Consider the following 12,864-nt stretch of genomic DNA (forward strand, 5'->3'; position numbering starts at 1 on the left):
ATGGCGGCCCGTTTTCCTCTGGTCAGGCTAGCGTTACTCTGGCTAGCTGCCAGCCTGTTAACGGGCTGCGGCTTTCATCTGCGCGGTAACTTACCGCTCAGTCAGTATCCGGCTATTTACGTGCAGAGCGAGGCACATTCCGAGCTTGCCACACTACTAAAGCAACGTTTTTTGCAAAACAAAGTTGAGCTGATTAGTAGCTATCAAGCCGACAAGCCCGCACTGACACTAGTACGTGATACGCTGGAGCGGCGTACCTTATCGCTATTTGCGAATGGCCAGGTTGCTGAGTACGAACTGATTTATAAAGTTGAGTATCTGATCCAGTTAGTTGGACAGGAACCTCAGCGCTATCAGTTTGAGCTCTACCGTGATTATCAAGATGATCCCAATCAGGCGCTTGCTAAGGCTCAGGAATTAGAGCTGCTATTAAGCGAATTACGCCAACAAGCCGCTAACCGCATTATTCGCCAGTTGGCGCGTTTGGGCTAATGCAAAAGCTGTATGCCAATCAATTAGCTGCGCAACTAACACAGGGTCTTGCACCCTGTTACCTGGTTTTTGGCGAAGAGCCACTGCAAAAATTTGAAGCGGTTGAGGAAATCCGCCTTGCTGCCAAACAGCAAGGTTTTCTGGAGCGCATCAGTTTTAGCGCCGATGCGCAATTTGACTGGCAGGCACTACAAAATGAGCTAAGCGCCATGTCGTTGTTTGCAGAGCGGCGTTTAATTGAACTGGAATTGGTGCCCGCCAAAGCCCCAGCAGGTATGAATGAACAATTAAAGCTGCTCGTCAATCAGCTACATAACGATATTGTACTGGTGATTCATGGTAGTCGCAGTCATAGCGAAGTGAGCAAGCTAGCTTGGTTTAAACAGCTGCAAGCTCAGGCGGTACAAATCCCTATTTATCCTCTGGATGAACGGCAACAACGGCAATGGCTGCAACAACGAGCCCAACAGCTAAAAGTACAACTCACCTCAGATGCCGTGCAATTATTGCAACAACACTGTGCCGGCAACTTACTAGCAGCAAGACAAGAACTGGAAAAGCTGGCCCTAACACATCCAACCGAGCGGGTGGATGCAGAGCTCTTTAGTCGCTTTCTCGCTGATCATTCCAGCTATAATGTGTTCCAGCTGATCGATGCAGTACTTATCGGTGATAGTGCCGAAGCAATGCATCGGCTAAAACGCTTGCTAGAGCAAGATACCGAACCGGTAATGATTGCCTGGCAATTGCAAAAAGAATTACTACAATTGCGCCAGTTAAGCTTAGCCGCACAAAACGGTAATTTAAATGAACAATTTAAACAGCTGGCGATTTGGCCTAAGCGTCAGCCACTCTACCAACAAGCCATTAAACGCCTAACAGTGCGCTGGCTCGATTATGTGCTGCAAGAGCTAGCAGCCTTTGACCGACACTATAAAGCAGGTCAGTTAAGCGATCCGTTATTGGCATTGGCGCATCTGGTGACACTATTTTGTCACCCGTTAGCCCGCACTTTTTCGTTACAGCAGGCTTATGACTAACACGCTTATCGGTATTTTTGGCGGTACCTTCGATCCCATTCATAAGGGGCATTTGGCCTGCGCACGTTATGTGCTGGAGCATTGCCAACTGAACAGTGTTCGTTTAATGCCTTGCCATTTACCGCCACACCGGGCCACACCAGGCGTGAGTAGCGCAGAGCGTGCAAAAATGGTGCAGCTGGCTATCGCGGGTGAACCAAAAATGCAGTTGGAGTCGCTGGAGCTTAATCGTCAGGCTCCCTCATACACGGTTGACAGTTTACTCACGCTAAAACAACAGCATCCTAGGCAACCACTGGCCTTTATTATTGGTATGGACTCGTTGCAGTACTTTAAAAAGTGGCATCGATGGCAAGATATTTTGCAATTAGCGCATCTGATTGTTTGCCGTCGCCCAGGCTACTCAGCCGAACAAGGCGATGCCCCAGCATTGCTAAAGGAATATAGCGGTAACTTGCAGCAGTTAACTACGCAAGAGGCTGGCGTGATCCTGCTGCTAAATAACCCTGACTTTGCCGAAAGTGCTACCTTTGTTAGGCAACAGCTGCCGTTAAATACTGAGATACAAGCGATGTTAACTCCAGCAGTGATGCAATATATCCGCCAGCAACGACTCTATGGTTGCTAATGCCCAAACTGTGGTAAAATACGGCGCTTAAAATCGCCACTGAGGATTAAAGGTGCAAACTAACGAACTGGTCGCTTTTGTAACAGACAAAATCGACGACATGAAAGCCCGTGATATCGTGACACTGGATGTACGGGGTAAATCGAGCGTAACCAATTTTATGGTGATTTGCTCGGGAACTTCTAACCGTCATACCAAGTCTATTGCCGGGTATCTGGCAACAGAAATTAAGAAAGTCGGTGTACAGCCATTAGGCATTGAAGGTGAAGCATCCGGTGAATGGGTGTTACTGGATCTGGGTGATGTGGTCGTGCATGTGATGTTGGATGAAAGCCGGAATTTTTATCAGTTGGAAAAACTCTGGGGCGGTTAAGCAGTTATGAAGTTAATCCTGATTGCCGTAGGTACCAAAATGCCTGCCTGGGTACACACTGGCTTTGAGGAATATGCCCGCCGCTTTCCGCGCGATTTGCCATTTGAGTTAATCGAAATAGCAGCGGGTAAACGCGGCAAAAATGCTGACATTAAGCGCATTCTGGAGCTAGAAGGTGAAAAAATGCTGGCAGCTGTACCCAAGGGTAGCCGTATTATCACCTTAGAAGTGACAGGGGCTAATTGGAGCAGCCCACAACTTGCCGGTAAGCTACAAGAATGGCAACACGATGGCAGAGATGTCTGCTTCCTGGTCGGTGGCCCTGAAGGATTAGCACCGGCGTGCATCCATGCCAGTGAGGCCAAATGGTCACTCTCCGCACTCACTATGCCACATCCTATGGTGCGGGTTGTGTTGGCAGAGGCCTTATATCGGGCCTGGAGTATTAGTACTAACCACCCCTACCATCGCGAGTAAGCATGTTAAAAAAGCGCGTTGCCATGCAGGATGTAGCAGCAGAAACCCGGTTATTTAACCATCGGGCGCTGTTTGCTATGGTCTTCGTGGTCCTGATGTTTGGGGTGATCATCGCCAATATGTATCACCTGCAGGTCACCTCCTATCAGGTTTATCAAACCCGCTCTGAAGGTAATCGTATCAAAGTGGTGCCCTTGGCACCAAACCGCGGTTTAATCACTGATCGCAACGGTATTTTGCTGGCAGATAACCGCCCTGTCTTCTCTTTGGAACTGGTGCCAGAGCAAATTGATGATATGGCAGCGACTTTATCCGAGCTAGCCGAGCTTATTGAGATCAGCGAAGAGCAACAAAGCAACTTTTTAAAAGAAGTCCGCCAACAACGCCGTTTTAACAGTATTGCCATTAAAGAACAGCTAAATGATGAAGAAGTGGCCATTGTCTCAGTTAATCTACACCGTTTTCCTGGGGTTACCGTTGAAGCCCGCTTAAGTCGGCATTATCCCTTTGGTAATTTATTCACCCATGCACTAGGTTATATTGGTCGCATCAATACCACCGAATTGGCTCGGCTGGAAGAAAGCGAGCAACTGGCCAACTATGCGGCAACCCGCGATATTGGCAAAATTGGTTTGGAACGTTATTACGAAGCCGAATTACATGGCACCATGGGTTATCAGGAAGTAGAGGTGAATAACCGTGGCCGTTTGATCCGGGTGTTACGCTCAGTACCTGCACATTCTGGTAAAAATATTCGGCTGAATTTAGATGTTGGTTTACAGCTTACCGCCCAGCAAGTGCTGCTGGAAAAACGTGGCGCCATTGTGGCCATGGACCCGCGTGATGGGGCGGTGCTGGCGTTTTACAGTAACCCGAGTTACGATCCCAATTTATTCGTGCATGGTATCAGCAGTACTAATTATAACGCCCTGCTTAATTCACCCGATCGGCCGCTGATTAACCGGGTAACCCAAGGTATTTATCCCCCTGCCTCGACCATTAAACCCCACCTGGCGCTGTTAGGACTGGAAACCAACACCATTACTCCTAGCACCCGTATTTGGGATCCAGGCTTTTTCCAGTTGCCCGGAGTTGAACATCGCTATCGTGACTGGAAGCGTTGGGGCCATGGTTGGGTCGATGTATACACAGCTATTGTCGAAAGTTGCGATACCTTTTTTTATGATATGGGTGTAAAACTGGGTATAGACCGCATCTCTGACTATATGCAAAGCATGGGCTTTGGTGAGAAAAGTGGCATAGATATTTTGGAAGAGTCTAATACCAATATGCCATCCCGCGGCTGGAAACGCGCCCGGCACAATCAACCCTGGTATCATGGTGATACCGTAGCAGTAAGTATCGGCCAAGGCTATTGGACAGTGACGCCTTTGCAGCTTTTGGTGTCTACTGCAGTATTATTAAATAATGGGATGCAGCCTACGCCGCATATTGCCAAAGAGCTCACTGATGATCTGGGTACCGATAGTGTTAGCACCAGTTTGAAAAGTAGTACGCCCGTGGTGAATCCCCGTAACTGGCAGGTAATACGTGATGCCATGCTACAAACCGTTAATACCCAAAAAGGCACCGCCTTTAACGCCTTCCGCGGCGCCAACTATACCTCTGCTGGTAAAACAGGTACGGCACAGGTGGTTAGTATTGCTCAAGATGCCAAGTACGATGCCAATGCGCTGGACGAGCGCCTGCGAGACAATGCCATGTATATTGGCTACGCACCAGCAGATTCACCTACTATTGTGATCGCCGTTACCGTAGAAAACACCGGTGGTGGTGGTAGCACTGCCGCCCCTATTGCCCGCCAAATGCTCGATTACTATTTTAGCGCCGGAGTAAATAACGATGAATGATAGCCTGGTCAATCCACAGAGTAGGATCAGCCGACTGGCATTTTTTCATATTGATACGCCGTTATTGCTCGGCTTACTGGCACTGATTGGTTATGGCTTAGTGGTGCTGTATAGCGCTTCAGGTCAAAGCGAGCGAATGGTTGAAGGCCAACTGGTGCGCTTGGGTATCGCCTTTGCAGTGATGATAGGCTTTGCACAAATTAATCCGCAAACCATACGTCGTTGGTCATTACCGCTGTTTCTAGTAGGAACAGCCCTACTGATTTGCGTGCTACTGTTCGGACATATCGGTAAAGGCGCACAACGTTGGCTAGATTTGGGTTTTATGAAGTTTCAGCCGTCTGAAATTATGAAACTGGCAGTACCTATGGCAATTGCCTGGTTTATTGCCTCACACAATTTGCCACCGCGGCTGCATCATTTGCTGATCGGTTTTATTATGTGCGCCATTCCTACTTTGCTCATCGCCAAGCAACCAGACTTGGGTACAGCATTACTGATCTCCACTGCCGGTATCTTTGTGCTTTTTATGGCCGGAATGAGCTGGAAACTCATCGGCTTTATTATTGCGCTGATCTCTGCTTTTGCACCGGTACTTTGGACCTTTTTTATGCATGATTATCAGCGGCGGCGCGTGTTAACCTTTCTCAACCCGGAAAGCGACCCGCTTGGTTCTGGCTATCATATTATTCAATCAAAAATTGCCATTGGCTCCGGCGGTGTTGATGGCAAAGGCTGGCTGCAAGGCACACAGTCACAACTAGAGTTTTTACCCGAACGGCATACCGACTTTATTTTTTCAGTACTGAGTGAAGAGTTTGGCTTAATCGGTGTGTTGGTTTTACTCGTGATATATTTGTTTATTATTGGCCGGGGCTTGCTAATCGCCGCACGGGCACAGGATAATTACAGCAAGCTGGTAGCAGGCAGCTTCACCCTGACATTTTTTGTTTACGTCTTTGTGAACATTGGTATGGTGTCTGGGTTGTTACCTGTTGTTGGCGTGCCATTGCCGCTGGTGAGTTATGGTGGCACTTCTATGGTGACGATGATGGCCGCTTTTGGCATTATAATGTCGGTAAGTACTCATAAACGAAGTTTAGCCAAGACCTGATATGACTAGAATACTTTTTAGCTGCCTCTGCCTGGTAACAGGCTTATTTTTAACGGCTTGTAGTAGCAAACCGTCTGCACCAGAACCCAAACCGACCAGCAAGAAAATGGTGTCGCCAAATGAAGGACGTTACCAGCAGGATCAGGATAGCAAGCCCGATAGATTGCCGACTATATTAGAAATGACCGATCCCACACCAAAGGCAGAGCCATTAAGCCGTGGCGGTAACAACCCTTATAATATTTTTGGGGTAAATTATTTACCGGTATCTCACCTGACTTCCCATCAGGAAATTGGTATCGCCTCCTGGTATGGCAATAAGTTTCACGGTCATTACACCTCTAATGGTGAAGTCTACAATATGTTTGCGATGACCGCGGCGCATAAAACCTTACCGCTACCTTCTTATGTCCGCGTCACTAACCTTGATAATAATCAAAGCGCTATCGTACGGGTAAACGACCGGGGACCTTTTCATCAAGACAGAATTATCGATTTATCATATTCGGCAGCCTATAAAATAGGCATGTTGCAGCGCGGTACAGCCAGGGTTAAGGTAGAACTGCTAAAATCGCCGGCGATGCTGGCGCAGCAAACAGTAAATACCAGCGGTTCAGGTGTATCCTTGGCCAGACAATGTTATATTCAGTTACTGGCCAGCAGCGATAATCGCCGTGCCACGCAGCTACAGCAACAAGTCGCTAAACAGTGGTCAGTACCAACAGAAGTTCGCAGTGGTAATGGTTTGCACCGATTATTAGTCGGCCCAACCTCCGATATGCAGCAAGCACAAAACTGGCTAAAACGCTTTCGGGCGGCAAATTACCCCGAGGCCTTTTTCTTCGATAACCGCCAATGCGGTTAATTTACTGAATTTCAATAACTTTAACTAAAGAACAGGTGCCATGACTCGTTATCAATATATTATTAGTGCCGCCGCGCTTACTATCAGCAGCGTGTGTTTTACCGCCACGCTAAGTGCGCAAACTGTCACGCCACAAGCGCCAACCGTTGCAGCTAAGGGACATATCCTGGTTGACTATGATACGGGCACAGTGTTGTCTGAAGAAAATGCAGATATGTCGCTTGCTCCTGCCAGTTTAACCAAAATGATGACCATTTATGTGATTGGTATGGAGTTAAAGCAAGGCAATATCAGTTTAGCGGATATGGTGACCGTTAGTGAACGCGCCTGGTCAAAAAACTTCCCGGGTTCATCGTTAATGTTTATCGAGGTCGGCACCCAGGTTAAGGTAGAAGACCTGGCCCGCGGCATTATGATTCAATCAGGTAACGATGCCTGTGTTGCTATGGCAGAGCATATTGCTGGCACCGAAGACGCCTTTGTCGATTTGATGAATGCCCACGCTGAACGTCTGGGTATGGCCAATACCCGTTTTAGCAATAGCCATGGTCTGCACTTAGAAGACCAATATACTACCCCTCGAGATATGGCAGTGTTATCACGCGCCTTAATTCGTGATGTGCCGGATCTCTATGCCCTTTACTCCGAACGTGAATTTTCTTACAACAATATCCGCCAATCTAACCGCAACTCTTTATTATGGGATCGCAGCTTAGAAGTAGACGGTATAAAAACCGGCTATACCAAAGAAGCGGGCTTTAGCCTAATTACCTCAGCGACTCGTGAAGGTATGCGTTTAGTTTCAGTGGTCATGGGTACCGCTAATGAACGCGCCCGCGCTGCCGAAAACAAGAAATTACTGACGTACGGTTTCCGTTTCTTTGAAACCTTTTCGCCTTATCAGGCCGGCGAAAAATTTGCCGATCAGCGTATTTGGCAAGGAGCCAAAGAAACTATCGCTTTGGGGTTAGCACAAGACACTCCTATTACGTTAGCCCGCGGCCAGCGCCGTAACTTAAAAGCTGAAATTAGCTTGGATCAACAGCTGGTCGCCCCCATATCCAGAGGCCAGGTGGTTGGTAAAATTTACCTACGCACCGCTGAGCAAGATATTGCAGAGTATCCGCTGGTCGCGTTAGAAAGTGTAGAAAAAGGCGGCTTTTTCGGTCGGATGATCGATTATATTAAAATGAAATTTAATTAAGCTCTGCTGGTTTTCAAGAGAAGTCCCGGCATATGCCGGGATTTTTTGTTAGAATAAGGCAGTTAACGGTTTAGAGACAGCACAATGGTAACTGAAGTTAAAAATACCAAATTTGATGAGTATCTGGAGTTTCCCTGCCAGTTTAATTTTAAAGTACTAGGCTTAGCCGAAGCGCGGCTGGTGGACGAAGTGATGGCAGTTATTCAGCAACACACTGAAGCTACCGACTATAGCCCAACGGTAAAACCCAGTGCGAAAGGCAATTATCACTCGGTGTCGGTAAAAGTGACCGTGACCAGCAAAGATCATATTGAGCTGCTGTACACTGAGCTTGGCAAAATAGAACTGGTACGATACGTACTCTAGGGTATTTAGCCCTGTAGAGGTATTCGTATTCATGGCACTAAGCATTATAATGCCTGTTTATACCCGGAGTTTACCGTGTCTATCACTCAGCAACTTGTGATCCGTGAGCTAGGTCTGCAAGACTATACCCAGATCTGGCAAGCCATGCAGCAGTTTACCGATCAGCGCAACAGCGAAACCTTGGATGAAATTTGGTTGCTGGAGCATCAACCGGTATTTACTCAGGGGCAAGCCGGTAAAGCAGAGCATCTGCTTTTTCCAGGGAAAATTCCGGTAGTACAAGTTGACCGCGGTGGTCAGGTAACCTATCACGGGCCGGGGCAATTAGTCGCCTATGTATTGCTCGATATCAAGCGACGCAATCTGGGTGTACGGCAGCTGGTAACGATGCTAGAGCAGATTTTAATCGAATTACTCGCCGGTTATCAGATTACTGCCGCCGCCAAGAGTGACGCGCCTGGGGTTTATGTTGATGGCGCTAAGATTGCCTCACTAGGTTTAAGAATTCGCAAAGGCTGCAGCTTTCATGGTCTGGCTTTAAATGTCGATATGGATCTGGCACCCTTTAGCCAAATTAACCCCTGTGGTTATGCTGGTATGAAAATGATAAGAAGTGCCGATCTCGGCGGGCCGCTGCAGGTTTCCGACGCCAGTAAGCAACTGGCTGCATTATTTCAACAACACCTGGCCATTAGCGAGCCAGTGTTTAAAACGGGGTTAGATAACTGATATGACCAAAACAGCACGTATGGAACCCGGCGTAAAATTGCGCGATGCCGATAAGATGGCGCTGATCCCCGTTAAAGTACTCCCTACGGAACGTGACGAACTGTTACGTAAGCCCGAGTGGCTGAAAATCAAATTACCAAAAAGTACCGAGCGGATTGACGAGATCAAAGGCGCGCTGCGCAAGCACGGCTTACATTCGGTATGCGAAGAAGCTTCTTGCCCTAACCTGTCAGAATGCTTTAACCACGGCACTGCCACCTTTATGATTTTAGGGGCAATTTGTACCCGCCGCTGTCCCTTCTGTGATGTTGCCCATGGCCGTCCGTTGCCACCCAGTGCTGAAGAACCAGAAAAGCTGGCACTGACTATCCGGGATATGAAGCTAAAGTATGTCGTTATTACCTCGGTAGACCGCGACGATTTACGTGATGGCGGAGCACAACACTTTGCTGACTGTATTAGCGCCATTCGTAAATACAGCCCGGAAATTAAAATTGAAGTGCTGGTACCCGATTTCCGTGGCCGTATGGATGTGGCACTAGAAATTTTAAGCCAAAGCCCACCAGATGTGTTTAACCATAATCTGGAAACTGCGCCACGCCTATATAAACTAGCGCGGCCAGGTGCTGACTATAAATGGTCACTGCAACTGTTAAAACGCTTTAAAGAAGCGCATCCTAATGTTTCAACCAAATCAGGTTTAATGGTTGGCTTGGGCGAGACTACCGAAGAGCTGCTAGAAGTACTGCGCGACCTACGCGAGCATAATGTGGATATGCTGACCGTTGGTCAATATCTACAACCCAGTAAGCATCACCTACCGGTAAGACGTTTTATGCCGCCGGCAGAGTTTGATGAGATTAAAGCTTACGCTAACGACATTGGCTTTAAACACGCCGCTTGCGGTCCTTTTGTGCGATCTAGCTACCACGCCGATCGGCAGGCGGCAGGAGAGGATATTGTGACTTACAACGCTAAATAGTACTCCACAATGCTATTTTGTACTGTACATCGCTATTTTGTACCGCCACTTCGTAGTAATAGCGGAGTGGCTTAGTGAAGGGGATTCCAGGGATCAAGGAATTCCCCTCCGATAATCGTTACTGGCGGGTTGATTGGTTCGGTGCCATTCAGCCCAACCCCAAGCTCCTACGCGAGCCAGTACTGCAAATTGTTATCACCCCATTCAAAACACCTGATATTAGCGCTCTGCCCCCTAATAAGCTGGCTTCTGCATCCAGCGGTTTGATGGATTACACTGATCAGCGAACCATCAGCATAGGTACCGGCCAGTTGCCGGCGTTGTGTGTTGGATCTATCTGGCGCAACAGTGAATGTCAGTTGCAGCTTGCAGGGCAACTGACTGAGTTCAAAGAGTTAGAGATTTCTGGCCATACCTCTCAAGTGCTAAATGCCAGTGCCAAAGAGCATAACCAGTACATCATTCCCTACAGTCATTACAAATTTGGCAAAGCCGGTTACCTAAGCAAAATGGTCGCTATTGAATATAACGGTGACCCTTACGGCATTTTAATCCCAATGGCAGAGCTGGTGCGGTTTTACTATGCCGTGTCGACCGACCTGGCTGATGTGATTTTCTCCGGTGACTTAAAACACAATTTGCATGCAGTGCTGAATATGGAACACACCTGGTCAGAGCCGGAAGAACAGCGCGAAGTTATTGGGCTACGCCAGCGCTTTTCGGACCAAGACGGCTGGATACTGGCCCGAATTCTAAATTCTCCCGAAGCCTGGTCAGGTGCCACAGCAGTGCACGACGCCATGCTAAAAAGTCGTGTAAATGGCGTAGCGGCGCATATTGAAAGTAATTTTCCGTTTGCCGGCAACACGAACCTGAGCGCCCGTTGCAAAATGCTCCCTACGGCTGATCCGAATAAATGGCGTTACCTGGTATTGTCACTCGTTCGCTGCTCTGCTGCTTTCCCCTTCCGGCATCTGACCGTGTATCGAGATAACGACAACAACCGAGCCAAAGATGGCGAAGACAAACCCGATGACGAGAAAAAGCCAGGCTGGGGCGGCCCCCTTGTAGTTCCTGGACAGCAAGGCAAACCCTTTCAAAGTCAGCAAGCACCGAATAAAAACGCAGCTACAGAAATATTTAACCTGCCAACAGACAGGTTTGGCGATATTGCCGGTAAAGAGCTCGATAAGCCCACTAAAGAACAGTGTGAATATAAATCCGCCTCCACCTTAAAGCCACCTGTCGACACCAATCAACTTAGTAGTGCTCAAGGTGATAATACCGACTCGACAGTGGGCACAGGCCGGTTAAATAGCACTTACGAGCGAGCTAAAGCACTACCAGCGAGTTTTGAGACCTTTATTAAAGCTATCGAGCATCTGAATAACTATAAAGGCTTTAGCGCCAAGATAAGGGAACCGGATGAACTGACCAGATTTATTCCACTTACTAAACCTGAAGGGTGTTGGCAGTGGTCTTATTTGGAATCAAAACTTTTAACTCACCGCCAGGTTCTAATTGCAGATATTAAGTGCGATGACCAATATTTTACTTTAGTTGAGTTTGAACAACGAACTTCTGATAGCTGTCGAATTGGAGCACTACATGTTAATAATGGATCAAAAATTCTAACACCTATACTACATGGCATATTAGCAGGTGTTGCAGAAGAAAGAGGTGTCTGGTCTAACATTAAGCCTTATCGTTTAAAAAATATCTTTTTAGATTCCTACAAACATGTTTGGCCAACCCCACATAATTTCTCAGAAAGTATTATAAGCAAGCTGTTGAAAAAATTAGAAATGCATTACCAAAAATATTCACCCTAGACAACTCAGCCTAAATAACTAAGCTGCTGCCGAAATAATTTTCAGTTCGTTAGACATAACAACATCATCACTTACAATCAGCAACTCCGTGCCTATCCTTTTGTTAGCTGCACTGTAATTCAAATTAAATCTAAACTGCCGCCTACCATGATAAAGCTCTTGAATATGTGGAGAGTTATCATAAGTTAAAATCCATGGACGTTGCAACGCAGTCAAAGTATCAGCGATATGTTTATGATCCTTTGGTTCATAAAAGTTTGTATACAGAGTTGAGCCTTTAACAAAATATGGCGGATCAATACAGTAAATACTGTTTTCAGGAAGGAATCCGTCTGATTCATTTATAAAATCAACAGCATCCATATTATACAAATGGATACGATGTTTGTATTTTTCAATCCGTCGTATTCGTTCAACCAGACCTACCTTATTAAAACGGCAGTCAATCTTGTAGTCACCAGCTTGTGCGATTCCACCGATTACTCCAGCTTTAAGGATCACTCCTGACCGATTTGTCCGATTTAGAAAAAAGGAAGAAAATGCTAAGTCAAAATCGTCGACAATGTCTTTATTCTCTTGTACCTCACGTTGACGATACCATTCTTCAATAGTTACATCAGTGGATTGAATTCTGTCAACAAAATCATCTGTTCTATTTAAAACTGCGTTCCAAAATGACCAAATAGAACGATCTAAGTCATTTAGGTGAAGTTCATGAACATGACCTTTAAACAGCAGAGATAAAGCCAACCCCCCCCCTCCAGCATATGGTTCAGCATAATGACCTTTTGACAGTTCATTGTCTGTAATAATTTTAGATACCAAAGGCCAAATAGCGGTCTTTCCACCGGGGTATCTGAGTGGTGATGGTGTTTGTGGCATATATCCCCC

The 12,864-nt window shown here is 46.9% G+C and carries 14 protein-coding genes; 13 read left to right on the forward strand and 1 reads right to left on the reverse strand.

The window, feature by feature from the left end:
* The 13 genes from IE163_RS13355 (at position 1) to IE163_RS13415 (ending at position 11,973) form a co-directional block, all read left to right on the forward strand.
* Complete coding sequence (locus IE163_RS13355) at positions 1–492, forward strand: LPS-assembly lipoprotein LptE (protein ID WP_189433608.1); 492 nt, start codon at positions 1–3, stop codon at positions 490–492.
* Positions 492–1,532: a DNA polymerase III subunit delta gene (gene holA, locus IE163_RS13360; protein ID WP_189433483.1), complete on the forward strand. Its 1,041-nt coding sequence runs from the start codon at positions 492–494 to the stop codon at positions 1,530–1,532. Before IE163_RS13355 ends, holA begins: the two co-directional genes overlap by 1 nt.
* Positions 1,525–2,160, forward strand: a complete 636-nt coding sequence (gene nadD, locus IE163_RS13365) for a nicotinate-nucleotide adenylyltransferase (protein ID WP_189433484.1) — start codon at positions 1,525–1,527, stop codon at positions 2,158–2,160. The genes holA and nadD overlap by 8 nt, the downstream gene beginning before the upstream one ends.
* Positions 2,161–2,212: 52 nt before the next feature.
* Complete coding sequence (gene rsfS / locus IE163_RS13370) at positions 2,213–2,533, forward strand: ribosome silencing factor (protein WP_189433485.1); 321 nt, start codon at positions 2,213–2,215, stop codon at positions 2,531–2,533.
* A gap of 6 nt (positions 2,534–2,539) precedes the next feature.
* The gene (rlmH, locus tag IE163_RS13375; protein WP_189433486.1) at positions 2,540–3,010 is read left to right on the forward strand and encodes a 23S rRNA (pseudouridine(1915)-N(3))-methyltransferase RlmH; all 471 of its coding nucleotides are present in this window, start codon (positions 2,540–2,542) and stop codon (positions 3,008–3,010) included.
* A 2-nt stretch (positions 3,011–3,012) separates the two neighbouring features.
* Positions 3,013–4,881, forward strand: coding sequence for a penicillin-binding protein 2 (mrdA, locus tag IE163_RS13380; protein WP_189433487.1), 1,869 nt, complete (start codon positions 3,013–3,015; stop codon positions 4,879–4,881).
* The gene (gene rodA / locus IE163_RS13385; RefSeq protein WP_189433488.1) at positions 4,874–5,995 is read left to right on the forward strand and encodes a rod shape-determining protein RodA; all 1,122 of its coding nucleotides are present in this window, start codon (positions 4,874–4,876) and stop codon (positions 5,993–5,995) included. The genes mrdA and rodA overlap by 8 nt, the downstream gene beginning before the upstream one ends.
* 1 nt (position 5,996) lies before the next feature.
* Complete coding sequence (locus IE163_RS13390; protein WP_189433489.1) at positions 5,997–6,860, forward strand: septal ring lytic transglycosylase RlpA family protein; 864 nt, start codon at positions 5,997–5,999, stop codon at positions 6,858–6,860.
* Between the two features lie 40 nt (positions 6,861–6,900).
* The gene (locus IE163_RS13395) at positions 6,901–8,064 is read left to right on the forward strand and encodes a D-alanyl-D-alanine carboxypeptidase family protein (protein ID WP_189433490.1); all 1,164 of its coding nucleotides are present in this window, start codon (positions 6,901–6,903) and stop codon (positions 8,062–8,064) included.
* 84 nt (positions 8,065–8,148) lie between these two features.
* Complete coding sequence (ybeD, locus tag IE163_RS13400; RefSeq protein WP_189433491.1) at positions 8,149–8,430, forward strand: DUF493 family protein YbeD; 282 nt, start codon at positions 8,149–8,151, stop codon at positions 8,428–8,430.
* An 81-nt stretch (positions 8,431–8,511) separates the two neighbouring features.
* The gene (gene lipB, locus IE163_RS13405; protein WP_189433609.1) at positions 8,512–9,159 is read left to right on the forward strand and encodes a lipoyl(octanoyl) transferase LipB; all 648 of its coding nucleotides are present in this window, start codon (positions 8,512–8,514) and stop codon (positions 9,157–9,159) included.
* 1 nt (position 9,160) lies between these two features.
* The gene (gene lipA, locus IE163_RS13410) at positions 9,161–10,141 is read left to right on the forward strand and encodes a lipoyl synthase (protein WP_189433492.1); all 981 of its coding nucleotides are present in this window, start codon (positions 9,161–9,163) and stop codon (positions 10,139–10,141) included.
* A gap of 74 nt (positions 10,142–10,215) precedes the next feature.
* On the forward strand, positions 10,216–11,973 hold the full coding sequence (locus tag IE163_RS13415; protein WP_189433493.1) for a hypothetical protein: 1,758 nt from the start codon (positions 10,216–10,218) through the stop codon (positions 11,971–11,973).
* Between the two features lie 18 nt (positions 11,974–11,991).
* On the opposite strand, the gene IE163_RS13420 is transcribed toward IE163_RS13415, so the two are convergent.
* Complete coding sequence (locus tag IE163_RS13420; RefSeq protein WP_189433494.1) at positions 11,992–12,855, reverse strand: DNA adenine methylase; 864 nt, start codon at positions 12,853–12,855, stop codon at positions 11,992–11,994.
* Between the last annotated feature and the right edge of the window lie 9 nt (positions 12,856–12,864).

It is taken from the genome of Alishewanella longhuensis (genome assembly GCF_014653435.1).
GTDB lineage: Bacteria > Pseudomonadota > Gammaproteobacteria > Enterobacterales > Alteromonadaceae > Alishewanella > Alishewanella longhuensis.